At 72.3% G+C, this 23,504-nt stretch carries 23 protein-coding genes; 17 read left to right on the top strand and 6 right to left on the bottom strand.

Annotation, left to right across the window (positions count from 1 at the left end; genetic code table 11):
* The first annotated feature begins 1 nt into the window (after position 1).
* From IEY86_RS03815 to IEY86_RS03800, 4 genes are all read left to right on the top strand, one after another.
* Complete coding sequence (locus tag IEY86_RS03815; RefSeq protein ID WP_189130021.1) at positions 2 to 1,024, top strand: C40 family peptidase; 1,023 nt, start codon at positions 2 to 4, stop codon at positions 1,022 to 1,024.
* A gap of 439 nt (positions 1,025 to 1,463) precedes the next feature.
* Entirely contained in the window at positions 1,464 to 2,567 is a 1,104-nt protein-coding gene (locus IEY86_RS03810; RefSeq protein WP_189130020.1) for an NlpC/P60 family protein, read from the top strand.
* A 72-nt stretch (positions 2,568 to 2,639) separates the two neighbouring features.
* Positions 2,640 to 3,884, top strand: coding sequence for a hypothetical protein (locus IEY86_RS03805; RefSeq protein ID WP_229698128.1), 1,245 nt, complete (start codon positions 2,640 to 2,642; stop codon positions 3,882 to 3,884).
* On the top strand, positions 3,881 to 5,026 hold the full coding sequence (locus tag IEY86_RS03800; protein WP_189130019.1) for a M48 family metallopeptidase: 1,146 nt from the start codon (positions 3,881 to 3,883) through the stop codon (positions 5,024 to 5,026). The genes IEY86_RS03805 and IEY86_RS03800 overlap by 4 nt, the downstream gene beginning before the upstream one ends.
* Positions 5,027 to 5,090: 64 nt before the next feature.
* On the opposite strand, the gene IEY86_RS03795 is transcribed toward IEY86_RS03800, so the two are convergent.
* Both IEY86_RS03795 and IEY86_RS03790 read right to left on the bottom strand, forming a co-directional pair.
* Positions 5,091 to 6,317, bottom strand: coding sequence for a mannosyltransferase family protein (locus IEY86_RS03795; protein WP_229698127.1), 1,227 nt, complete (start codon positions 6,315 to 6,317; stop codon positions 5,091 to 5,093).
* A gap of 16 nt (positions 6,318 to 6,333) precedes the next feature.
* Positions 6,334 to 7,602 (bottom strand): glycosyltransferase 87 family protein, encoded by a 1,269-nt coding sequence (locus tag IEY86_RS03790; protein WP_189130018.1) that lies wholly within the window; start codon positions 7,600 to 7,602, stop codon positions 6,334 to 6,336.
* Between the two features lie 104 nt (positions 7,603 to 7,706).
* Here IEY86_RS03790 and IEY86_RS03785 point away from each other — a divergent pair, with 104 nt between their 5' ends.
* Complete coding sequence (locus IEY86_RS03785) at positions 7,707 to 8,837, top strand: glycosyltransferase family 4 protein (RefSeq protein ID WP_189130017.1); 1,131 nt, start codon at positions 7,707 to 7,709, stop codon at positions 8,835 to 8,837.
* A 148-nt stretch (positions 8,838 to 8,985) separates the two neighbouring features.
* Here IEY86_RS03785 and IEY86_RS03780 read toward each other — a convergent pair whose 3' ends face one another.
* Positions 8,986 to 10,782, bottom strand: a complete 1,797-nt coding sequence (locus IEY86_RS03780; protein WP_189130016.1) for an AMP-dependent synthetase/ligase — start codon at positions 10,780 to 10,782, stop codon at positions 8,986 to 8,988.
* Positions 10,783 to 11,064: 282 nt separating this feature from the next.
* Between IEY86_RS03780 and IEY86_RS03775 the strand changes: the two genes are divergently transcribed.
* From IEY86_RS03775 to IEY86_RS03750, 6 genes are all read left to right on the top strand, one after another.
* Positions 11,065 to 11,826 carry a metallophosphoesterase family protein gene (locus IEY86_RS03775; protein WP_189130015.1) on the top strand — a complete coding sequence of 254 codons (762 nt, stop codon included), beginning with the start codon at positions 11,065 to 11,067 and terminating at the stop codon, positions 11,824 to 11,826.
* A 95-nt stretch (positions 11,827 to 11,921) separates the two neighbouring features.
* Positions 11,922 to 12,398 carry an SRPBCC family protein gene (locus IEY86_RS03770; RefSeq protein ID WP_189130014.1) on the top strand — a complete coding sequence of 159 codons (477 nt, stop codon included), beginning with the start codon at positions 11,922 to 11,924 and terminating at the stop codon, positions 12,396 to 12,398.
* A gap of 2 nt (positions 12,399 to 12,400) precedes the next feature.
* Positions 12,401 to 13,579: an ArsA family ATPase gene (locus IEY86_RS03765; protein ID WP_189130013.1), complete on the top strand. Its 1,179-nt coding sequence runs from the start codon at positions 12,401 to 12,403 to the stop codon at positions 13,577 to 13,579.
* A gap of 145 nt (positions 13,580 to 13,724) precedes the next feature.
* Complete coding sequence (locus IEY86_RS03760; protein ID WP_189130012.1) at positions 13,725 to 14,120, top strand: DUF5304 family protein; 396 nt, start codon at positions 13,725 to 13,727, stop codon at positions 14,118 to 14,120.
* Between the two features lie 68 nt (positions 14,121 to 14,188).
* Positions 14,189 to 15,133, top strand: a complete 945-nt coding sequence (locus IEY86_RS03755) for an ROK family glucokinase (protein ID WP_189130011.1) — start codon at positions 14,189 to 14,191, stop codon at positions 15,131 to 15,133.
* A gap of 3 nt (positions 15,134 to 15,136) precedes the next feature.
* Positions 15,137 to 15,898: an endonuclease/exonuclease/phosphatase family protein gene (locus IEY86_RS03750; RefSeq protein ID WP_189130010.1), complete on the top strand. Its 762-nt coding sequence runs from the start codon at positions 15,137 to 15,139 to the stop codon at positions 15,896 to 15,898.
* A gap of 18 nt (positions 15,899 to 15,916) precedes the next feature.
* On the opposite strand, the gene IEY86_RS03745 is transcribed toward IEY86_RS03750, so the two are convergent.
* Positions 15,917 to 17,104 carry a YihY/virulence factor BrkB family protein gene (locus IEY86_RS03745; RefSeq protein ID WP_189130009.1) on the bottom strand — a complete coding sequence of 396 codons (1,188 nt, stop codon included), beginning with the start codon at positions 17,102 to 17,104 and terminating at the stop codon, positions 15,917 to 15,919.
* A gap of 164 nt (positions 17,105 to 17,268) precedes the next feature.
* On the opposite strand from IEY86_RS03745, the gene IEY86_RS03740 reads away from it, so the two are divergent.
* A complete protein-coding gene (locus tag IEY86_RS03740) occupies positions 17,269 to 17,667 on the top strand; it encodes a hypothetical protein (RefSeq protein WP_189130008.1) in 399 nt (132 codons plus the stop codon).
* A complete protein-coding gene (locus IEY86_RS03735; RefSeq protein ID WP_189130007.1) occupies positions 17,667 to 17,933 on the top strand; it encodes a DUF4235 domain-containing protein in 267 nt (88 codons plus the stop codon). The genes IEY86_RS03740 and IEY86_RS03735 overlap by 1 nt, the downstream gene beginning before the upstream one ends.
* A gap of 61 nt (positions 17,934 to 17,994) precedes the next feature.
* Here the strand turns inward: IEY86_RS03735 and IEY86_RS03730 are convergent, their stop codons facing one another.
* Positions 17,995 to 18,546, bottom strand: a complete 552-nt coding sequence (locus IEY86_RS03730; RefSeq protein ID WP_189130006.1) for a hypothetical protein — start codon at positions 18,544 to 18,546, stop codon at positions 17,995 to 17,997.
* Positions 18,539 to 19,294, bottom strand: coding sequence for an alpha/beta hydrolase (locus tag IEY86_RS03725; protein ID WP_189130005.1), 756 nt, complete (start codon positions 19,292 to 19,294; stop codon positions 18,539 to 18,541). The genes IEY86_RS03730 and IEY86_RS03725 overlap by 8 nt, the downstream gene beginning before the upstream one ends.
* 137 nt (positions 19,295 to 19,431) lie before the next feature.
* Between IEY86_RS03725 and IEY86_RS03720 the strand changes: the two genes are divergently transcribed.
* From IEY86_RS03720 to IEY86_RS03705, 4 genes are all read left to right on the top strand, one after another.
* Entirely contained in the window at positions 19,432 to 20,280 is an 849-nt protein-coding gene (locus IEY86_RS03720) for a lysophospholipid acyltransferase family protein (RefSeq protein WP_189130004.1), read from the top strand.
* Positions 20,281 to 20,316: 36 nt separating this feature from the next.
* The gene (gene macS / locus IEY86_RS03715; protein WP_189130003.1) at positions 20,317 to 21,534 is read left to right on the top strand and encodes a MacS family sensor histidine kinase; all 1,218 of its coding nucleotides are present in this window, start codon (positions 20,317 to 20,319) and stop codon (positions 21,532 to 21,534) included.
* Between the two features lie 43 nt (positions 21,535 to 21,577).
* Positions 21,578 to 22,222 (top strand): response regulator, encoded by a 645-nt coding sequence (locus IEY86_RS03710; RefSeq protein ID WP_229698141.1) that lies wholly within the window; start codon positions 21,578 to 21,580, stop codon positions 22,220 to 22,222.
* Positions 22,223 to 22,363: 141 nt separating this feature from the next.
* Entirely contained in the window at positions 22,364 to 23,389 is a 1,026-nt protein-coding gene (locus IEY86_RS03705; protein ID WP_189130001.1) for a 6-phosphofructokinase, read from the top strand.
* Positions 23,390 to 23,504: the final 115 nt, after the last annotated feature.

Here is a 23,504-nt window from a genome sequence, read left to right as displayed (position 1 = left end):
CGTGGCGTCCCACCGTCGTCCCAAGCAGGCCAGTAGGGCCCGCGTCGCGGTTCTGACCACCGCCGCCGCAGCAGCCGTCGTCGTGTCGGGCCAGGCCGCCCACGCCGCTCCGTCGACCCCCTCGAAGTCCGAGGTCAAGGAGAAGGTCGACAAGCTCTACCACGACGCCGAGATCGCGACCGAGAAGTACAACGGCGCGAAGGAGAAGCAGGGCAAGCTCCAGAAGCAGGTCGACAACCTGCAGGACAAGGTGGCCCGCGAGCAGTCGCACCTGAACAAGCTTCTGGGCGGCCTCGGCTCCATCGCCAGTTCGCAGTACCGCAACGGCGGTATCGACCCGAGCGTGCAGCTGTTCCTCTCCGCCGACCCGGACGACTACCTGGACAAGGCCTCCGCCCTCGACCAGGTGAGCGCCAAGCAGGCCGAGGCGATCAAGCAGATCCAGAAGCAGAAGCGCGATCTGGACCAGCAGCGCCAGGAGGCCTCCTCCAAGCTCCGCGACCTCGAGAAGACCCGCAAGGACCTCGCGGCCAACAAGCAGTCGATCCAGGGCAAGCTGAAGAAGGCCCAGGCGCTGCTGAACACGCTGACCGCCAAGGAGCGCGCCGCGGTCGAGTCCCCCCGTGCCTCCCGCGGCGAGGAGACCCGCCCGCCGATGGGCCACGGGGTTCCCGCCTCCGGCCGTGCCGCCGCCGCGTACGCCGCGGCCCAGAGCAAGATCGGCTCCCCCTACGTGTGGGGCGCGACCGGCGAGAACTCCTTCGACTGCTCGGGCCTGACCTCGTGGGCCTACAAGCAGGCCGGGATCTCCATACCCCGCACCTCGCAGGCCCAGGCCAACGCGGGCACCCGCATCCCGCTGAGCCAGGCCAAGCCCGGCGACCTGGTCATCATGTACGGCGACTTCCACCACGTGGGCCTGTACGCCGGCGGCGGCAAGGTCCTGCACGCCCCGAAGCCCGGTGCGTCGGTCCGCTACGAGCAGGCCAGCTACATGGCCCCGCAGTTCGCGGTCCGCATCTGACGCTCCGGCACAGCACGTTCGAAGGCCCCGCTTCCCCCGGCGGGGCCTTCGCCGTGTCCGGGACGGTCCACGGCCGGGGCGCGGCGGCGCGCCGCCGGGTGCGGGAGTCCCCGTTGCCCGGTTCGTGCGCACCCGTCCGAGCGAACACCGCATTGCCGTGTTGCCGCCGCACCACCGGTGACCTGCGCTCCCACCGCGGCGCGGGAGAATCCCCGGCCGTGGTGCTTTGTGACGCGCGGCGGCGCATGGCTAGTGTCTGCCCCGCAGCTCCGCGCGTCCGGTCGCTCACCCGGAGTGACAGCGCGGAGGTACCGCCGAGTCCTGGCCCTGGGTGCGTCACGGGGGCACATCGCCGGGGTCGGAGGTCCGGACCGCGCATTTCGGAGCGTGCGGAGCGGACCACCGAGGGCGGCTGCACGGATGAAGGAGTTCGCCTTAAGTGGCGTCCCACCGCCGTTCCCCGCAGGCCCCCTCGGCGCGGGTGACCCCCCTCGCGAAGGCGGCCGCCGGAGCCGCCGCGGCCACAGCGGCGGCGCTGACCGGCGCCGGTGCCGCCACCGCCGCCCCCGCGCCCGTGCCGGCCCCCAGTGCGAGCGTCCAGGAGGTGCAGGTCCAGGAGGTGAAGGCCCGGGAGGTGAAGAAGCAGCTCGACCGGCTCTACGAGCAGGCGGAGACGGCAACGGAGAAGTTCAACGGCACCAAGGAGCGCCAGGCCGGGCTGCAACGGCGGGTGGAGACCCTTCAGGACCAGGTGGCCCGCAGCCAGGCGCAGCTCAACCGCATGCGCCGCACCCTCGGGGCGTTCGCCGGGGCCCAGTACCGCAGTGGGGCCATCGACCCCTCCGTCCAGCTGATGCTCTCCTCGAGCCCGGACGAGTTCCTGGAACGGGCGGCCACCCTCGAGCGGATCGGCGCCCGCCAGGCGGGTGAGCTGCACCAGGCCGAGCAGGTCCGGCGCTCCCTGCACCAGCAGCGCACCGAGGCCCGGCACAAGCTCGACGAACTCGAGCATCTGCGCCTGGATCTCGCCCGCCACAAGCGCTCGATCCAGGGCAGGCTCTCGCGGGCGCGGCAACTGCTCGAGGCACTGCCGGCCAAGGACCGCGCGGCCCTGAGTCCGGGCGGCGCCCTCGGTGAGCGGGCCTCGCGTTCACGGGGCCGGCCGGGCGAGCTCCCCGCGGGGCTGATGGCTACCTCCGGGCGGGCGGCGGCGGCCGCGGCGGCCGTCCAGCGGGCGCTGGGCGCTCCGTACAGCTGGGCGAGCGCCGGTCCGCACGCCTTCGACTGCTCGGGCCTGACCTACTGGGCGTACCGCCAGGCGGGGGTGACGCTGCCGCGCACCTCCCAGGGACAGATGAACGCCGGCCGCCATGTGCCCCTGTCCCAGGCCCGCCCCGGCGACCTGGTCGTCTACCGCAGCGACGCCAGCCATGTCGCCATGTACGTCGGCGACGGACGGGTGATCCACGCCCCCTACCCGGGAGCGAAGGTGCGCTACGACCCGGTCGGCATGATGCCCATCGCCTCGGTCACCCGGGTCTGACGCGAGGGCTCCATGGCCGACCGCAAGTGATCCCCGACGGGTGCGGGAGGCCGCTGGCCTAGTATCGGCCATGTGATCCGCGGTGTGATCGGCCATGGGGAGAACGGGCCAGGGGGTCGTGCGACCAGGCGGTTCCTCTTTGTCGCCCTCGGTACCGTCCTCGCCCTGATCCTGGCGTTGCTGCTGGGCGACCGCAGTGGCGCCGGATCCACCCCCTCGCCCGACGCGGCCGTCGAGAGCCTTCTCCAGCAGCGCGCGCACGCCGTCCTCACTCGGAACGAGGGCGCGTTCCTCGCCACCGTCGACCCCGCGGCGGCGGCGTTCCGGGCGCGCGAGCGAGCGTGGTTCGCCAATGTGGCCGATGTACCGCTGGCCTCCTGGGAGTACCGGGTGGACCGGCTCCAGCCCCGCGCGGCCCGCCGGGTCGGCGCCGATGTGCGACTCGGCTACCGGATCAAGGGCTACGACAGGGAGCCGGTCACCTCCACCGAGCACCTGACCCTCGCCCAGCGTGACGGCCGCTGGAGGATCACCGCCGAGCGGGAGGGCGTCCAGCAGCTGTGGGACTTCGGCCGGGTGCACACCGTGCGGGGGGAGCGGAGCCTGGTGCTGGGACTCGACAACCCGCGCACGCTGCGCGGCTACGCCGATGACGCGGATCGCGCGGTGCCGGCCGTGAACAGCGTGTGGAAGGGCCGGTGGAGCGGCCGAGTGGTCCTCGAAGTGCCGCGTTCGCTCGGCCAGATGGCCCGGCTTCTCGGCGCTCCCCCCGCCACCTACCGGGGCATCGCCGCGGTCACGACCGGCGAGACCGGCGGCTCGGCGGCGGCCCCGGCGGACCGGGTGATCGTCAATCCGGAGGCGTTCCGCGTCCTCACCCGCCTCGGCCGCAGGGTCGTCATCGCCCACGAGACCACGCACGTGGCCACCCGCGCCTTCACGACGCCCCGGACCCCGCTGTGGCTGTCGGAGGGGGCCGCGGACTGGGTGGGCTACCTCGGCACCGGCCGCACCCCTGAGCAGATCGCGCCGGAGCTGACGGCCGACGTCAGGGCGGGGAAGGTGCCCGGCCGCCTGCCCTCCAACGTCGACTTCGGCACCACCCGGCAGGCGCTGGCGCAGTCGTACGAGATGGCCTGGTTCGCCTGCCGGCTCATCGCCGACGAGTACGGTCGGGACCGGCTCGTGGAGCTGTACAAGAGGGTCGGGCGGAAGGACGAGGGCGGAGTGGACACGGTGATGCGTGCTGTTCTCGGCGTGAGCCTCGAGCAGTTCACCAAGCAGTGGCGGGCCGAGATCGTCCGGGAGCTGACATGACCGAGGCACTGGCGGAATCCGCGGACTTCACCGCCGAGGAGATCGAACGCGGACGAGCGCTGCGACGCGCCCAGACCCCGCCCGCCCTCGCGGGCCGGGTGGCCGGACTGGCGCTGGCCCTCGGGCTCGGCCTCACCCCGGCCGGGGCGGACCTCGTGGGCGTAGTCGGTGGCACCTGGTGGCTCGAGGCGCTGTGGGCGGCGGCCGTGCTGACGGTGCTGACCAGCGCGGTGAGCCTGCCGTTCGGCGCGCGCGTGCGGGTGGTGCGCGAGCGGTTCGGCCTGGTCACCCAGGGCTGGGGCGGCTGGTGGGGGGATGTGCTGCGCGGCCTGCTGATCTCGCTGCCGCTGGCGGCGGGCGCGCTCCTGGGGCTGTACGCGCTGGTGCGGGCGCTGCCGGACACCTGGTGGATCGCCGCGGCGGGCGCCGCGGCCGCGCTGTCGGTGGTGCTGTCCTGGCTGGCGCCGCTCGTGCTCGAACCCGTCTTCAACCGCTTCTCGCCGATGCCCGAGGGCGAGTTGCGCTCCGCCCTGCTGGGCCTCGCCGAACGCGACCGGATCAGGGTCCGCGACGTCCTCGTGGCCGACGCCTCCCGCCGCACCACCGCTCTCAACGCCTATGTCTCCGGCTTCGGAGGCACCCGCCGCATTGTCGTGTTCGACACCCTGGTGACGACGGCCGAGCCGCGCGAGGTGGAGCTGGTGGTCGCCCATGAACTCGGGCACGTCAAGCACCGCGACGTCCTGCACGGAACGCTGATGGGCGCGCTCGGCGCCGCCGCCGGGGTCTGCGCGCTGGCGGCGGCCGTTCGGTGGCAGCCGCTGCTGGACGCGGCCGGGGTGGACCGGTTCTCCGATCCCCGCTCGGCGTTCCTGCTGGTGGCGCTGGCCTCCGTGCTCGCCGCGGTCGCGGGCCCCGTGGGCTGCGCGGTCAGCCGCCGGATCGAGCGGCGCGCGGACGCCTATGCCCTCGACCTCACCCGCGATCCGGAGCATTTCATCGCCATGCAGCGCAGGCTCTCGGTGGCGAACGTCTCCGACCCCGATCCGCCGAAGCCCCTGCATCTGCTCTTCGGGACCCACCCCACCGCGGTGCAGCGCATCGCCGCCGCCAGAGCCGCACAGGCCGCTCGGCTCGCCTAGCGGGGTGGGGCGGCCGGGTGCATCGGCCCGGTGCGGTCGGCCCACCGCGGTCGGCCCGGCGCCGTCAGATCGCGTAGTGCCAGACGGTGAGCATGTAGGCGCCGTGCCAGGTGCCGAACAGCGCGAGCGCCGAGCCGACCAGGACCGCCGTACGGGTCCTGGCCCTCGCCAGCGCCACGGCGAGCGGGACGAGCGCCACCAGCGCGGGCACGAGCAGGCGCGGCTTGGAGTGGTAGTAGTTCGTCTGCCCCACGGTGAGGACGAAGACGAGCACGCCGTACACGACCAGCGGAGGCCAGGTCCTCTCCATGGCGGCGACGACGCAGCCGACGGCGGTGGCGATCAGGAGGAGCGCGGTGCTGACGGCGACCCAGCCGTCCGACCGCTGAAACGTATCCCCCAGGAAGCGGAGCGTCCCGGTGCCCCAGTCCCAATGGGTGTTCCAGCCGGCCTCCTGGATCGCGGTCCATCCGTCCAGGCGGCCGGTCCGGCCCGCCACCCACAGCAGATACAGCGGCACCCCGGCCGACCCCAGCGCACAGCCCGCGAGCGCCCGCCGGATCACCGCCCGCCGCTGCCACATCGCCCAGCCCGCCGCGACCAGCAGAGCGGCGGAGACGGCCACCGCCGTGGAACGGGTCAGCCCGGCCAGCAGCCCGCACGCTCCCGCCGTCAGCCAGGCCTCGCGCCGGGCGGCCAGCAAGGCGGCGGCGGCCAGCGCCAGGAAGAGCCCCTCGGTGTACGCCATGGACATCGAGACGGCCATGGGCTGCACACACACCAGCAAGGTCGCCGCCAGCGCGGCCCGCCGCCCGTGCAGCCGCAGCACCAGATGGAAGACGGCCACCGCGGCGGCCGCCCCGGCCAGCCGGGACACGGTCAGCGCCGCCGTCTCGTAGCCGAGCCCGGTGACCCCGTGCGCCAGCCGCACCAGCGCCGGGTAGAGCGGGAAGAACGCGAGGGTGCTGCCCTTGAGGCTGCCGTCCTCGTTGTACTCGAAGCCCTGCGGGTAGCCGTGGTGCGCCACGTCGACGTACCAGTGCCCGTCCCAGGACAGCAGCTTGCCGCGCACCCCCTCGTCGCCGGGGGCGATCATCAGGTGCAGTACGACGAGCTGGAGCACGGCGGTGACGGTGTAGACGATCAGGGGCGCGGCGAGCGCGTGGCGGACCAGGCGGATCCACGGCGGCCGGCCGCCGTCGGAGCGGGGGCGGGGCACCGACCGCTCGGCCGAATCGGCCGCGGCCGCCGGCAGGGGCTCGTGCGCGACGTCCTCCTTCGCGGTGCTCACGTGCCCTGCCCGGCCATTACTGTCTCCCCGTCACCCGTTCACTCGTGTAGGTGGATCCTACGTGAGCGACCTGCCGTGCCTCGGGAACCTTGGCGAGCCCGGGCCCGGAGCCCACCGTCGCGCACCACAGCGAACGGCACGACCGCAGCGCGGCCGCCGCCAGCAGCCCATTGCGCAGCGTCAGCAGCGCGATGCCGAGCGGATCGCTGTGCACCACGTGCGAGGACCAGATGGGGTACTCCAGCAGCGTGACCCCCGTGGCCGCGAGCACCAGCAGCGCGGACCGCCGCTGGGAGGTGGTCCGCTCGGTCAGGCAGACGGCGGCCAGCCCGACCAGCCACACCATGTACTGCGGACTGATCACCCGGCTGGTCACGGTGAACAGCAGCACCGCGGTGAAGGCCGCGTCGAACGGGGTCGCCGCCGTGAACCGCCGGGCTCTGAGCCGCCACACCAGCAGCCAGCCGAACGACGTGGTGGTCAGCACGAGCGCCGCATGGCTGACCAGCCGGACACCGGGGCCGAGGAACTCCACCGAGCCGTAGTTGAGCATCACCTGCCCGCCCCAGCCGAGGTGCCGGGCGATGTGGAAGACGACCGAGCCCAGCGACTCGATCTCCGTGCCGCGCTCGCGCTGGAAGCCGAGGAAGGCGAACGCGCCCGGCATCGACAGCCAGAACCAGGCCGACAGGGCGACGGCGGTGGCCCCGGCCGCCGCCCGGGCGTCCCGGGTGTGCCGTCCCCTCGCCGTGCCGACCAGCAACAGCAGCGGCCAGACCTTCAGCAGCGCCCCCAGCCCGACCAGCGCGCCGGACAGCTTGGGACGGCGGGCCGCGGCCAGCAGCGCGGCCACGGCGGCGGCGGTCACCAGCAGGTCGTAGCGGGCATAGACCGTCGGCCCCAGAAGCGGTACACCCGCCGTCCACACCCACGCCCCGCCGCGCCGCCCGCCGCGCCGCTCGCCGTCCGCCCGCACCAGCAGGCCCAGCGTCGTCGCGTCGACGGCCAGCGCGATCACGAAGAACGCCGTGGCGTAGGTGAGGAACGGCAGCAGACCGGGAGCGAGCACGGCCAGCGCCGCGCCCGGGGGGTACTGCCAGGTCACGTCGTCCAGAGGGAACGTTCCCGCGCGCAGCAGCTCGTACCAGCCCTGGTAGATCACCGAGACATCGGTGGTGACGTCCGGCCCGGGCACCGGCAGCACGCCGAGGACCGTCAGCAGCAGCAGGACCCGGGTCGCCGCCCAGGTGCCCACGACCCCACGGGCCCGTCCGGCAAGCGACATGTCCACCTCGTCCGTTTCTGTCGGTTGAGGTGCATCATGCCGCCCGCCGGGTGCCCGGGGCCGCACCCGCGCCGGGCAGGGCGTGCCAGGTACTGTCGGCCCAAATGGACAAGACCCTGATCGTCACCAACGACTTCCCGCCCCGTCCCGGCGGTATCCAGGCGTTCGTGCACAGCATGGCGCTGCGCCTCGACCCCGGGCAGGTGGTGGTGTACGCGTCCACCTGGAAGGACGGGACGGAGGTGGCGGCCTTCGACGCCGAGCAGCCGTTCCCCGTGGTGCGCGACCGCACGTCCATGCTCCTGCCGACCCCCCGGGTGACCCGGCGCGCGGTCGAGCTGCTGCGCCAACACGGCTGTTCCTCCGTATGGTTCGGCGCGTCCGCGCCGCTGGGGCTGATGGCGCCCGCGCTGCGCGGGGCCGGGGCGCGCCGGATCGTGGCCACCACGCACGGCCACGAGGCGGGCTGGGCCGTGCTGCCCGTCGCCAGGCGACTGCTGCGCCGGATCGGGGACGGCGTGGACACGATGACGTACCTCGGCGAGTACACCCGCTCCCGCATTGCCCGTGCGCTGACCCCCGAGGCCGCCGCGCGTCTGGTCCAACTGCCGCCCGGCGTCGACGAGAAGGCCTTCCACCCGGGGTCGGGCGGGGGAGAGGTGCGAGAACGCCTCGGCCTGACCGACCGCCCGGTGGTGGTGTGCGTCTCGCGGCTCGTGCCGCGCAAGGGCCAGGACACCCTGATCCAGGCCATGCCGAGGATTCTCGCCGAGGTGCCGGACGCGGTCCTGCTCGTCGTGGGCGGCGGACCCTACCGGGGGGACCTGGAGAAGCTGGCGCGGACCACGGGAGTGAGCGAGTCGGTGCGCTTCACCGGGGCGGTGCCGTGGGAGGAACTGCCCGCGCACTTCGGCGCGGGCGACGTCTTCGCGATGCCCTGCCGCACCCGGCGGCGCGGCCTGGACGTCGAGGGCCTGGGGATCGTCTACCTGGAGGCGTCCGCGACCGGCCTTCCCGTCGTCTGCGGGGACTCCGGCGGCGCCCCGGACGCGGTGCTCGACGGTGCGACCGGCTACGTCGTCGAGGGCGGGAGCCCCGAGCGGGCCGCCGCCCGCGTCGTGGAGCTGCTGGCCGATCCGGCGCTGCGGCGGCGCATGGGCGACCGGGGCCGGGCCTGGGTCGAGGAGTCCTGGCGGTGGGACACCCTGGCGGAGCGGCTGCGGGGGCTGCTGTAGCGGCGCTGCCGCAGCGGCGCGGCCCTGAGCGCCGTCGGCGCCGCACCCGCCGAGCCGCACTGCCCACAGCGAGCGCTTGCCCGTCCCGCGACGGCGGGACGGGCACTCGGCTGCGGTGCCGAGCCGCGGCGGCGCCCTTCGGCCGGTCTCAGCGGGCGTAGATCGCCTCGATCTCTCCCGCGAAGTCCTTGAGCACGACATTGCGCTTGAGCTTCAGCGACGGGGTGAGGTGCCCGCTCTCCTCGGTGAAGTGCGTCTCGAGGACACGGAACTTCTTCACGGCCTCGGCCTTCGAGACGGCCGCGTTGCCGTCGTCCACCGCCTGCTGGACGGCCGCCAGCAGATCGGGGTCGTCCTTGAGTCCGGCGGCCGTGGTGTTCGCGCCCTTGCCGTTCTGTTCGGCCCACCGCGGCAGGAACTCGTCGTCGAGCGTGATCAGCGCGCCGACGAACGGCCTGCCGTCGCCCACGACCATGCACTCGGCGACCAGCGAGTGGGCCCGGATCCGGTCCTCGATCACCGCGGGGGCGACGTTCTTGCCGCCCGCCGTGACGATGATCTCCTTCTTGCGGCCGGTGATGGTCAGGTAGCCGTCGTCGTCGAGCCGGCCGATGTCCCCGGTGTGGAACCAGCCGTCGGTGTGTGCCGCCTCGGTGGCGTCGGGGTTGTTCCAGTAACCGGTGAACAGGTGGTCGCCGCGCAGGAGGACCTCGCCGTCCTCGGCGATGCCCACCGAGGAGCCCGGCAGCGGCTGGCCGACGGTGCCGATCTTGACGCGGTCCCACGGGTTGAAGGTGGTGGCGGCGCACGACTCGGTCAGGCCGTAGCCCTCCAGGACCGTGAACCCGATGCCCCGGTAGAAGTGGCCGAGCCGCTCACCGAGCGGGCCGCCGCCGGAGATGGCGTGGGTGGCCCGGCCGCCCAGCGCCGCGCGCAGCTTGCTGTAGACGAGCCGGTCGAAGACCTTGTGCTTGAACTTCAGCGCGAGGCTCGGGCCCTCGGGGGTGTCCAGCGCCCGGCTGTAGTCCGTGGCGACGGCCGCCGCCTTGTCGAAGATCTTGCCCTTGCCCTCGGCCTGGGCCTTCGCCCGCGCCGAGTTGTAGACCTTCTCGAAGACCCGGGGAACGCCCAGGACCAGGGTCGGGCGGAACGACGCCAGCTCGGCCGTGACCTCCTTGACGTCCGGACAGTGCCCCAGGCGGATCGGCGCGAGCACGGCGCAGATCTCGACCAGGCGCCCGAAGACGTGGGCCAGCGGGAGGAAGAGCAGCACCGAGGAGTGGCCGGTGCTGAACAGCGGGCCCAGCCGCTCCACCGCGTTGCCGCACTCGGTGAAGAAGCTGCGGTGGGTGAGCACGCAGCCCTTGGGGCGGCCGGTGGTGCCGGAGGTGTAGACGATCGTGGCCGGGGAGTCCGCGTTGGCGGCGGTGGTGCGCTCCTCGACGGTGGTGTCGGAGACGTCGACGCCGCTGTCCACCAGGGAGTCGACGCCCCCGGCGTCGAGCTGCCACACATGCTTGAGCTGCGGCAGCCGCTCGCGCACGGCCTCGACGGCGGCCTCGTGCACGGGGGAGGCGACCACGCAGCCGACCGCGTCGGAGTCCCCCAGGATCCACTCGACCTGCTCGTTGGAGGAGGTCTCGTAGATCGGCACGGTGACCGCGCCCGCGGTCCAGATCGCGAAGTCGAACAGCGTCCACTCATAGCGGGTGGGGGACATCAGGCCCACTCGGTCACCGGGCTGCACGCCGGAGGCGATGAGCCCCTTGGCGACTCTGCGCACCTCGGTGAGGAAGTCGGCGGCCGTGACATCGAGCCACACCCCGTCGATCTTGCGGCTGATGACCGTCACATCGGGGTGCTGGGCGGCGTTGCGGCGGATGAGATCCGTCAGGTTGCCGTCCGCGGGTACCTCGTACAGGGCCGGAAGGCTGAACTCGCGCAAGACTGCTGCTCCTCATCGGCGCCGGCGGCTTTGTCGGCAGTGGTCCAAGCTCGATGGCTTGCTGGACTGAGCCGGACGTTACCGACCAGTAAGGAATTCAGGTAGGGGGTCGGGGGCAAAAGTTCCCAGCGTCACAGTCGGGCGCCGCCGATGACTCGTTTCGTCCACTGTGTCGCCTTGAGGTACGACTGGGGACCCCGACGCACATTACGTCAGGCCTCCGGTGACCCGCAGGTAACCGCGGCGGCGCAAGCCGCCGGAGCGACGCTTAGGCTGTTCGTCATGCGCGTCCACGTTGTCAGTGATGTCCACGGCGCCCATGAGGCGCTCGCCGAGGCGGGGGACGGGGCGGACGCGCTGGTATGCCTCGGTGACCTGATCCTGTTCCTTGACTACGCCGATCTCTCGCGCGGGATCTTCCCCGAGCTGTTCGGGGCGCGGGCGGCCGCACACCTGGTGGAGCTGCGCACCGCCCGCCGGTTCGACGAGGCCAGGGAGTTCTCCCGGTCGCTGTGGGCCGGCCTCGACCGGGAGGAAGCCGTCGAGTCGGCCGTGCGCAGGCAGTACGCCGAGCTGTTCGCGGCCTTCCCCGCGCCGACGTACGCCACGTACGGCAATGTCGACATTCCCCGCCTGTGGCCGCAGTACGCGCGCGACGGCGTCACCGTCCTCGACGCGGACACCGCGAGGATCGGCGACTGGACCTTCGGCTTCGTCGGCGGCGGCCTGCGCACGCCGATGCGCACCCCGTACGAGATCGACGACGAGGCCTACGCGGCGAAGATCGACGCCCTCGGCCCCGTCGACGTGCTCTGCACGCACATCCCGCCCGCGCTGCCCGAGCTGACCTACGACACGGCCGCCCGCCGGTTCGAGCGGGGCAGCGACGCGATCCTGGAGGCCATCCGCAGGCACCGGCCGAGGTACGCCCTCTTCGGCCATGTCCACCAGCCGCTGGTGAGCCGGATGCGGGTCGGCACCACCGAGTGCGTCAACGTCGGGCACTTCCGCGCCTCCGGCAAGCCCTGGGTACTCGAATGGTGACGGCCCGGCACGGGCCTGTGGGACAGGGGCGCGGTAGCCTTCCCCAGCCAAGATAAGAGCAGGTAGGACACATCAGTCCCGGAGGAGCCACCTCGATGGCGGAACACACCAGGTCGAGCATCACGATCGACGCGACCCCCGCCGAAGTCATGGGGGTGATCTCCGACTTCGCCAAGTACCCCGAGTGGACCGGCGAGGTCAAGGAGGCCGAGATCCTCAAGGTGGGTCCTGACGGGCGCGCCGAACAGGTCAAACTCGTCCTCGACGCCGGCGCCATCAAGGACGCCCACACCCTCGCCTACACCTGGGAGGGCGACCGCATGTGCAGCTGGTCGCTGGTCAAGTCCCAGATGCTGCGCTCCCTCGACGGCTCCTACAGCCTCGCCCCCGTGGGCGACGGCAGCCACACCGAGGTGACGTACCAGCTCGCCGTCGACGTCAAGATCCCCATGCTCGGCATGATCAAGCGCAAGGCGGAGAAGGTCATCATCGACCGGGCGCTGTCCGGGCTGAAGAAGCGCGTCGAGACACCGCCGGCCCAGGACGCCGCCGCCGAGGCCGAGCAGTCCTGAGCGTGCGCACCGTCCTCGTCACCGGGTCCGGTGGATCCGGCCGGACCACCGCCGCCGCGGCCACCGCCGTGCACTCCGCCCGCTCCGGCCGCCGGACCCTGCTCGTCTCCGCCGACCGCGGACTCGGTGACGTGCTCGACCACCCCGTCACGGCCGTGCCGTCCGAGGTGCAACAGGGGCTGTTCGCCCTCCTCACCGACTCCGGCGCCCGCTTCCGCGCCGAGGCCGACCGGCTCCAGAGCGGTATGGCCTCCGCCCTGGACATGTTCGGGGTGAGCCCCCTCGACCCCGAGGAGCTCACCGAGCTGCCCGGCAGCGCCGAGGCCGCCCTGCTGCGGACCCTGCGCGAGAAGGCGGAAAGCGGCGAGTGGGACACGGTGGTCGTCGACTGCCCGCCCACCTCGGTGGCCGTCGCCACGCTCGCCCTGCCCGAGCAACTGCGCCGCTACCTCGACCGGGTGCTGCCCGCCGAACGGCAGGCCGCCCGCGCGCTGCGCCCCCTGCTGGCCACCCTCGCGGGTGTGCCCATGCCCGCCGAATGGCTGTTCTCCACCGCCGACTCGCTCGCCCGCGACCTCTACGCCGCCCAGACGGTCATCGAGGACAACGCCACCACGGTCCGCCTCGTCCTCGAACCCGGTCCGCTCGCCGCCGCGGAACTGCGCCGTGCCCATGCCGCCCTGGCCCTGTTCGGCCACCGCCTCGAAGCGGTCCTGGCCAACCGGGTCCTGCCCACCGGCTCGTCCGACCCCTGGCTCGCCGACCTGTCCGGACAGCAGCAGCAGGAATTGAAGGCGCTGCGTACCGGCCACCCGGTGCTGGAGCTGCCGCACCTCGGCCGCGACCCCGTCGGCACCGCAGACCTCGCGGCGATCGGCGAGCACCTCGCCGTCCCACCGCGCGAGCAGGGACGCGCGCCCGACCCGTGGAGCGTCACCGAGCGGCCCGAGGACGGGGAGCTCGGCGAGTTCGACTGGCGGCTGCCACTGCCGGGCGCCGTGCGCGCCGACCTCGACCTGGTGCGGCGCGACGACGAGCTGATGATCGACGTGGGGCGCTTCCGCAGGATCGTCCCCCTGCCGCCGGTGCTGCGCCGGTGCACGGTCACGGGGGCCACGCTGCGCGAGGGTTCGCTGCTCGTGCGCTTCGCCCCCGATCCGGCGGTGTGGCCGACCTCTTGACGTCCGCCGGACGCCAGGAGGGCATGACGTGCGCCGGGGTGCGGCGCGACGCACGCCGGGGCGCCAGGGGCGCGACGTACGCCCGGGTGCGGTGCCTTGCCGAACGCCACCGGTCCGCGCGGCCTCGTTCCGGTAACGTCGAGACATGAGCGAAACCACGTCCCCCCGGCCGGAGCACCACGACGCCGACGCCTGGTCGAAGGCGTGCGCGGAGGACCTCGCCGACCAGGCCTCCAAGCGCAGGGTGCGCCAGGCCTACGAGCCGGGCAGCGCGGCCGACGAGCTGCGCAGGCTCGCCGAGGCCGTGAGCGAGAAGGTCCAGGAGCTGGGCAACCCCCTGCTCGGCCTTCCCGCGCAGGCCCTGCTCTCCCAGGCCAAGTCCGCGCTCGGCCAGGCCAGGCAGCGCAACCCCGAGTTCTTCGACCATCTCGCCGCCGCGGGGAGCGAGCTCCTGGCCGCGTACCGCGCCGCCGTCACCGAGCACGAGCGGCGCTGGACCGACGGCAAGCCGCCGCACAGCGAGCGCATCGACCTCGACTGAAGCGTGGTAGCGGCGCGGACCGGTACCGTTACGCACAGCGGGGCATCGACCGAGCAACTGAGGGACACATGGGACTCACCATCGGCGTCGACATCGGCGGCACGAAGATCGCGGCCGGCGTTGTGGACGAGGAAGGTTCGATTCTCGAGACGGTAACGGTGCCGACTCCACCAACCCCCGAGGGCGTCGTCGACGCCATCGCGGACGCTGTCAAGGAGGTCTGCTCGGATGATCGGCGGATCGACGCCGTGGGCGTCGGTGCCGCGGGATATGTGGATGACAAGCGCGCCACGGTCCTGTTCGCCCCGAACATCGACTGGCGGCACGAAGCGCTCAAGGACAAGATCGAGCAGCGCGTCGGTCTTTCGGTCGTCGTCGAGAACGACGCCAACGCGGCCGCCTGGGGCGAGTACCGCTTCGGCGCGGGCCAGGGCCACGACGACGTCGTGTGCATCACCCTCGGCACCGGCCTCGGCGGCGGCATCATCATCGGGGGCAGGCTCCACCGCGGCCGCTTCGGCGTCGCGGGGGAGTTCGGGCACATCAGGGTCGTGCCGGACGGCCTGCTGTGCGGCTGCGGCAGCCAGGGCTGCTGGGAGCAGTACGCGAGCGGCCGGGCGCTGGTGCGCTACGCCAGGCAGCGCGCGGCGGCCACCCCGGAGAACGCCACGCATCTGCTCTCCCTGGGCGACGGCACTCCGGAGGGCATCCAGGGGCTGCACGTGAGCCAGGGCGCCAAGGACGGCGACCCGGTCTCGGTCGACTCCTTCCGGGAGCTGGCCCGGTGGGCGGGTGCGGGCCTGGCCGACCTGGCCTCGCTCTTCGACCCGTCGGCGTTCATCATCGGCGGCGGGGTCTCCGACGCCGGGGATGTGGTGCTGGAGCCGATCCGCAAGTCGTTCCGGCGATGGCTCGTGGGCGGCCTGTACCGGCCGCACGCCCAGGTCCTCGTCGCCAAGCTCGGCGGCAAGGCGGGCCTGGTCGGCGCCGCGGACCTGGCACGGCAGGGCTGACCGATGGCCACCGCCGACCTCCCCGCCTCGCGCACCGAGCCGGACGGCTCGGCGGTGGTCCGCCTGCTCAGCTACAACGTCCGTTCCCTGAGGGACGACCGGGAGGCGCTGGTCCGGGTGATCCGGGCCTGCGCCCCCGACATCGTGTGCGTCCAGGAGGCGCCGCGGTTCTTCCGCTGGCGCAAGAAGACGTCATGGCTGGCCCGCGACTGCGGGCTCGTCGTGGTGACCGGCGGCGCCACGGCCGCCGGACCGATGATCATGTCCTCCCTGAGGGCCACGGTGGTCCGCGCGGAGGATGTCCTTCTCCCGCACACCCCCGGACTGCACCGGCGGGGGTTCGCCACGGCCACGCTCCGGTTCGGCCGGGCCCGGCTGGCGGTCGTCAGCTGCCATCTGAGCCTGGACGCGGACGAGCGCTACGACCAGGCGGGGGCGCTGCTCGGGCGACTGGAGGCCAGTGGCGAGCGGTGCACCGTCGCCGCGGGCGACCTCAACGACCGCCCCGACGGCAAGAGCTGGCAGCGCGTGGCCGGGGGGCTGCGGGACGCGCACGAGGCCGCGCCGTGGGGCGGCACTGACACCTCGACGGCCGTCGATCCGTACCAGCGCATCGACGGCGTCTTCACCTCGCCGCAGGTGGAGATCCTGGGCTGCGGGGTGCCGCACGGCATGCCGGGGGTGGAGGAGGCCGATCTGAGGGCGGCCACCGACCATCTGCCGGTGCTGGCGGCGCTGCGGCTGCCGGCGCGGGGCGTGTCCTAGGGCTGGCCCTGTCGTGTCCTAGGGCTGCTCCTGTCGGGGGCGGGCCTCGTCGCCGCGTGCCTCGGAGAGCTCGGGGCCTTCAGGCCGGCCGGCGCCTGCGGGCTGCTCGGCGCCTGCGGGCTGTTCGCGGCCTGCGGGCTGCTCGGCGCCCGCGGGCTCTTCGGGCTTCTCCTCCTCCGGCCATTTGGCGATGTCGCGGGGCTCGACATAGGGCTCCTCGTCCTCCGGGTGACCGCCCGCGATGGCGCGTTCGCGGGTCATCTCCGCGTCGAACTCGAGGCCGAGCAGGATCGCCAGATTCGACAGCCACAGCCAGACCAGGAAGACGATCACTCCGGCGAGGGTGCCGTAGGTCTTGTTGTACGAGCCGAAGTTGGCGACGTAGAGCGCGAAGCCCGCCGAGGCGACGATCCAGATGGCCAGGGCGAGGGCGCTGCCCGGGGTCATCCAGCGGAACCCTCGCAGCTTGGCATTGGGTGAGGCCCAGTACAGGATCGCGATCATCAGGACGACGAGGACGACGAGGACCGGCCACTTGGCGATCGACCACGCGGTCAGTGCCGCGTGGCCCATCCCGATGGCCTTTCCCACCTGGTCGGCCAGTCCTCCGGTGAACACCACGATCACCGCGCTGGCGCACAGCAGGACCATCAGCACCACCGTCACAGCGAGCCGCAGCGGGGTGAGCTTCCAGACGGGGCGGCCCTCGCGGATGTCGTAGACGGCGTTGCTGGCGCGGATGAACGCGCCTACGTACCCGGAGGCCGACCACAGGGCGCCGAGCAGGCCGAGGACGGCCAGCACTCCGCCCGCGCCGCTGCCGGCCTGGAGTTGCTCGACGGCGTTGGTGATGATGTCGCGTGTCGAGCCGGGGGTGAGCTGTTCGAGGTTGTCCAGGACCTTCTTCGTCGCCGACTCCCCGGCCACGCCGAGCAGGGACACCAGCACGAGCATGGCCGGAAAGAGGGAGAGCACGCCGTAGTAGGTCAGGGCGGCGGCGCGGTCGGGGAGCTCGTCCTCGAGGAACTCCTTGCACGTGCGGCGCACTATGGCCCGCCACGAGCGCGCCTGGAGGTCGGTGAACGCGTCGGGTGCCCGCGCCTCCACCTCGGGGGCGGGGCCCACGGCGGAGGTCTCGTCGGTCGTGTGCGGGGCGTCGGTCCTGGCGGGGTCTTCGCTGTGCCGGTCCTTGCCGATGTGTGCCATGTCCGGCGCGTTTCCGCTGAGCGCGACTTCGAACCTCCAGGCCCGGTGAGCGCCCCGGTGGGCGCCTCGGGGACTGGATCCGAGGTGGCGGGGTAAGCGGGGGCAACAACCGGACAAGCACAACTGAAGGCCGTCAACGCGGTCCGCACGGAGGAAGGACGGACATGGCGATTTCCGAGGGCAAGGCGCGGGCTCAGCAGGTGGGTTCCCAACTGAGGGACAGGACAGCCGGCTTGGCCGGGCATGTGCGCGAGCAGGCGGAGCATGTGCGCGAGCAGGCGGGACACGTTCGCGAGCAGGCGGCGCACGCCGTGCGCGCCGCTCAGGAGAAGGCGCCGGAGCAGCTGCTGGAGAAGACGGCGCAGGCGAAGGAGCACTTGGCCGGGGCCGCCGCCACGGTCGCGACGACCGTGCAGAACAACACCCCGGACCATGTACGGGAGACGGCCGAGCAGGCGGCGCGGACCGCCCGCCGCAACCGCGGTCCGATGGCGGCCGCCGGTGTTGCCGCGTTCGTCGTCGTCCTCGTCGCCCGTCGCCGCTCCCGCCGGGGGAAGCGCTGATGAAGGCGGTGAAGGTGCTCTACAAGCCGGTCGGTATGACGCTGGGAGCGGTCGGCGGACTGGTGGCCGGGGCGCTGTTCAAGCGGGTGTGGAAGGCCGCAGGGCACGAGGACGACGCTCCGGACGCCACCGACGAGGACCGCGGCTGGCCGCAGATCATGCTGGCCGCCGCCCTCGAAGGGCTCATCTTCTCGGTGGTCAGGGCCGCCGTGGAGCGGGGTGGCGCGGTGGCCACCCGCAGGGTCACGGGGACCTGGCCGGGCTGAGGTTCCGGTCGCGCCCGGTGGCGCCGACGGATGGGTGCGGCGTGCTGCTGGGCTCGCGGGCTCAGACGACCGCGCCGCCGTGCGGGTCGTCGTCCTCGTCCTCGTCCCCGTTGCCCATCCGGGCCACGAGCGTCGCGAAGCCGCCGAGGAAGCCGCCCACGCCGAGGGTCGTCATCCACCAGGTGATCTCCTGGCGGAGCAGCACCATCACGAACAGCAGGAGCGGGCCGCCGAGCACCGCCAGCCAGGCGAACTTCGACGTGGTGTCGAGCTTGGGCAGCGGCGGCGGTGGAGGCGGGACGAAGTGCCCCTCGTCCTCCTCGTCGGGCTCGAAGTCGCGGGGACCGAGCTCGCGAGGGCCGGTGTCCGAGGGCTTGTGGACAGGACCGGTCGCGATGACGATGCTGCGGGTCGTATTGACCCCGTTGTCGAAGCCGAGGGCGTCGTCGTCCCCGGCGTCGTCGTCCCTGAAGTCGTCGTCTTCGGCCAGCCCCTCCGCCTCCGGCCAGGAGGCGTCCTCCGCGGGCTCGTCGTCGAACGAGGCCACCAACTGCTGCCAGACTGCGTCCTCTTCCTCCTGGCCGCGGTCGCGCTCGTCACGCTCCTCAGGCACTGTCCGCCCCCAGCCGCTGGACGAACTCCCAGCTCGCCTCGAAGATGCGCTCGGCGTCGTGGTCGAGGGTGGCCACGTGGTAACTGCGCTCCAGGACCACATCCGTCACATCGGTGGCGGAGATCCGACTCAGCACGATCGTTGAGTTCTCCGGCGAGACGACATGGTCCTGCGGGCTGCGCATCAGGAGCACCGGCTGCGTCACCTGCGGCAGTTCGTCGTGGACGACCTTCCAGAACCGGCTGAGGGAGTAGAGGGCGTGCAGCGGCACCCGGTCGTAGCCGACCTCCTGCGAGCCCTCCAGGGCGATGTCGTTCGTGATGCCCTGCACGGAGGGGACGAGGTGGCGCAGGGCCGGGACGGCGCCGATCATCTTCTGGTCCGCCCGGACCGAGGGGTTCACCAGGGCGATGCCGGTGATGGCGGCGCCGTGCCGCGCCGCGGTGTGCAGGGTAAGGGTGCCGCCCATCGACAGCCCGAAGACGAAGACGTGCTTGCAGCGGTCGGAAAGGGTCCGGACCTCGCGGTCGATCTCCGCGTACCAGTCCTCCCACCGGGTGGCCTGCATGTCCTGCCAGCGTGTGCCGTGGCCGGGCAGGAGGGGGAGCGAGACCGTCAGACCCTTGGCCGCCAGGTAGTCGGCCCACGGGCGCAGCGACTGCGGCGAACCGGTGAAACCGTGACACAGCACCACGCCGACCTCGCCGCCGTCGTGGCGGAACGGCTCGGCTCCGGGGATCAGCGGCACCTGGGCTCCTCGAGGAGTGATGGGAGGGTGGGCGGCCAGTGGGGCGAATGCTACTCGACCGGTACCGACAGTATGAGGGGGGCGGCGCAGGCCGGAAACGGTAATAAGGTCTAGCGTCAGACACAGGAGGTCCTCGGTTGTTCTACGGCATGATGAAGCTGTCCATCGGCTCCCTTCTCCGCGTTTCCTTCCGCCCGTGGGTGGAGGGTCTGGAGAACATCCCGCAGGAGGGGCCGGCCATCATCGCGAGCAACCACCTGTCCTTCTCGGACTCGTTCTTCCTCCCGTCGATGGTCAATCGCAAGATCACCTTTGTGGCGAAGGCGGAGTACTTCACCGGCAAGGGTGTCAAGGGCCGTCTGACCGCCGCGTTCTTCAAGGGCGTGGGTCAGCTGCCGGTCGACAGGTCCGGTGTGCGGGGTGCGGGGGAGGCCGCGATCCGCAGCGGTATCCAGGTGCTGGAGGCCGGGGAGCTGTTCGGCATCTACCCCGAGGGCACGCGTTCGCCGGACGGGCGGCTGTACCGGGGCAAGCCGGGCGGCCTGGCCAGGATCGCGCTGGCCACCGGGGCCCCGGTGATTCCCGTGGCGATGATCGACACGGAGAAGATCCAGCCGCCTGGGCAGGTGATGCCCAAGCTGATGCGGCCGGGCATCCGTATCGGCAAACCGCTGGACTTCAGCCGCTACCAGGGCATGGAGAACGACCGCTTCATCCTCCGGTCGGTGACCGACGAGGTCATGTACGAGATCATGAAGCTGTCGGGGCAGGAGTACGTGGACATCTACGCGACTGCCGCCAAGCGCCAGATCGAGGAAGCGAAGAAGAAGGAAGAGGCGGCCAGGAAGGCCGAGCACAAGGAGCACAGGGAGCACGGCGGCGACGCGGGCCGCCCCGAGGGCGGCTTGTCCGAGGGTGACTTGTCCGAGGGCGGCTTGTCCAAGGGCGACCGGTTGCCCGAGGGCGACTTGGGCAAGGGCGACTAGTCTCCGGGAACGGGGCAGCGGGGGAGGGGGCGGGGGATGTCGTCGATCTCGGTCGAGCAGCCGCTGTGGCGTGCGCTCACCGTCTTCCGCCTCTTCACGCTCGCCTACGCGCTCTTCCGGTACGTGACGCTGTTCGGCGAGTACCGGCATCCGGTCGGCGGCTGGATCTACATGGGCGCGCTCACCGTATGGTCGCTGGCCACCCTGCCCCGCGTCGGCTCCGCCGAGCGCTGCACCAAGCGCTTCCTGTGCGCCGACATGGGGGTCGCCCTCGCGGGCATCCTGCTGACCAGGCTGCTCGACGACCCGGACCGGGTGCTCGACGGCCAGGCGACGCTGCCCACGATCTGGGCGGCCAGCTCGGTGCTCGCGTTCGCCATCAAGGGCGGCTGGCGCTGGGGCGCGTTCGCCTCGGCGCTGATCGGGGTCTCGAATGTGATCGAGCGCGGCCGGTTCACCGAGCGGAACGTGCACAACATAGTCCTGCTGTTCATCGCCAGCACCGCCGTCGGCTACGTCGTCGAACTCGCCCGCGCCAGCGAGGCGACCCTCGCCCGCGCCCTGAGGATCGAGGCCGCGACCCGCGAGCGCGAACGCCTCGCCCGTGACATCCACGACAGTGTCCTTCAGGTCCTGGCGATGGTGCAGCGGCGCGGCAACGAGGTCGGCGGCGAGGCGGCCGAGCTGGGCAGGATGGCCGGGGAGCAGGAAGCGGCTCTGCGGGCGCTGGTGACCGGCCTCCCGGACGCCCGGCTCGCCGAGGACGGCGACCTGCGCGCCGAGGCCGGCCCGCAGGTCCCCGACGGCGGACCGCGTGATCTGCGTTCGCTGCTCGGGCCGCTGGCGGGCGCCAAGGTCACCGTCTCCTCACCCGGGACGCCCGTCCTGCTCGACGCGCACGCCGCCGCCGAGGTGGCGGCGGCCGTGGGGGCGGCGCTGGACAACGTACGACGGCATGCCGGGGACGGGGCCCGGGCCTGGATCCTGGTGGAGGACGAGGGCGACGAGGTCCTCGTCAGCGTTCGCGACGACGGTCCCGGTTTCGCGGCGGAGCGGTTGGCGGATGCCGAACGAGAGGGCAGGCTCGGAGTGAGCCAGTCGATCCGGGGCAGACTGCGTGACCTGGGCGGCAGCGTCGAGCTCGTCTCGGTGCCCGGCCAGGGCGCCGAGGTCGAGATGCGGGTCCCCCGCGGGGCGGCCCCGGCGGGGAAGACGCATGAGGCAGGCAAGACGAGGGAGCGGTTCAGTGGCTGAGTCCGAGCCGGGGCGGGCGGGGACCCCGGGCGCCGTCCGGGTCATGGTGGTGGACGACCACCCGATGTGGCGGGACGCGGTCGCCCGCGACCTGTCCGACGCCGGGTACGACGTCGTGGCCACGGCCGGCGAAGGCCACGAGGCGGTGCGCCGGGCGCGCGCCGTGATGCCCCAGGTGCTGGTGCTCGACCTCAACCTCCCCGGTCTGCCGGGCGTCGCCGTGTGCAAGGAACTGGTCGGCAACGACCCGGCGCTGCGCGTCCTGGTCCTGTCCGCGAGCGGTGAGCACGAGGACGTTCTCGAGGCGGTGAAGTCGGGCGCCACCGGTTACCTCCTGAAGTCGGCGGGCCGCGAGGAGCTGCTGGACGCCGTGGCCAGGACCGCCGTCGGCGACCCCGTGTTCACCCCGGGGCTGGCCGGTCTCGTCCTCGGTGAGTACCGGCGGCTGGCCTCGGATCCCGCGCCGAGGGCGGCGGACGAGCCCGCCGCGCCGAGCCTGACCGAGCGGGAGACCGAGGTGCTGCGCCTGGTCGCCAAGGGCCTGTCCTACAAGCAGATCGCCGAGCGGCTGGTGATCTCGCACCGGACCGTGCAGAACCACGTTCAGAACACCCTCGGCAAGCTCCAGCTGCACAACCGGGTGGAGCTGGTCCGGTACGCCATCGAACGCGGGTTGGACGGCGAGTAGCAACGAGGCCCCCCGTGAGGGTGAATACCGTCTGTCGGCCACCCCTTCAAACAAAGGAATCCGCTTCCCAGGTGATCCCTCCAGGGCTCGAACGCCGCTAGCGTTGCCGCGTTGGAGCCAGCGCTCGGAAGGGATGATTCCATGCGTATCGGAGTACTGACCGGCGGCGGGGACTGCCCCGGCCTCAACGCGGTGATCCGCGCCGCCGTCCGCAAGGGCACGCAGGAGCACGGGTATGAGTTCGTGGGCTTCCGCGACGGCTGGCGCGGCCCCCTCGAAGGCGACACCATGGTGCTGGACATTCCGGCGGTGCGCGGCATCCTGCCTCGCGGCGGCACCATCCTCGGCTCCTCGCGGACCAACCCGCTGAAGGTCGAGGACGGGGTCCGGCGCATCAAGGACAACATGGTCAAGTACGACGTGGACGCCCTCATCGCGATCGGTGGCGAGGACACCCTGGGGGTCGCGGCCCAGCTGGTGGAGTTCGGCGTCAACACCGTCGGCGTTCCCAAGACCATCGACAACGACCTGTCCGCCACCGACTACACCTTCGGCTTCGACACCGCCGTCAACATCGCCACCGAGGCGATCGACCGCCTCCACACCACCGCCGAGTCCCACCGGCGTGTGCTCGTCGTGGAGGTCATGGGGCGCCATGCCGGGTGGATCGCCCTGCACGCGGGGCTGGCCGGCGGCGCCAATGTCATCCTCATCCCCGAGCAGCGCTTCGACCTCGACGAGGTGTGCCAGTGGGTGGAGAACCGGTTCAAGATCAAGTACGCGCCGATCATCGTGGCGGCCGAGGGCGCGGTGCCCAAGGAGGGGCAGATGGTCACCAAGGACGAGTCGCTGGACTCGTTCGGCCATGTGCGGCTGTCCGGCATCGGCGAGTGGCTGGCCAAGTCCATCGAGGCCAAGACGGGCAAGGAGGCCAGGACCACGGTCCTCGGCCACATCCAGCGCGGCGGCACCCCGAGCGCGTTCGACCGCTGGCTCGCCACGCGCTTCGGCCTGCACGCCATCGACGCCGTCCGGGAAGGCGACTTCGGCAAGATGGTGGCGCTGCGCGGCACGGACATCGTGAGGGTGCCGATCGCGGACGCGACAGCCCAGCTCAAGACGGTCGACCCGTCGCTGTACGCGGAGGCCGGGGTCTTCTTCGGGTAGGTGTTCCCGGTTCCCCGGCAGGGCGCCCGGCCGCATGGCCGGGCGCCCGTTCGCCGGGAAGGGCGCTCCGCCCACTCGGCGGGGGGTGCGCACCGTCGGGCGCCCCCGTTCGCCG

Origin of the sequence: Wenjunlia tyrosinilytica, from assembly GCF_014646055.1 — a bacterium.
Classification (GTDB): Bacteria; Actinomycetota; Actinomycetes; order Streptomycetales; family Streptomycetaceae; genus Wenjunlia; species Wenjunlia tyrosinilytica.
The sequence above is the reverse complement of the archived record's forward strand: the minus strand, read 5'-3'. Positions and strand labels throughout refer to the sequence as shown.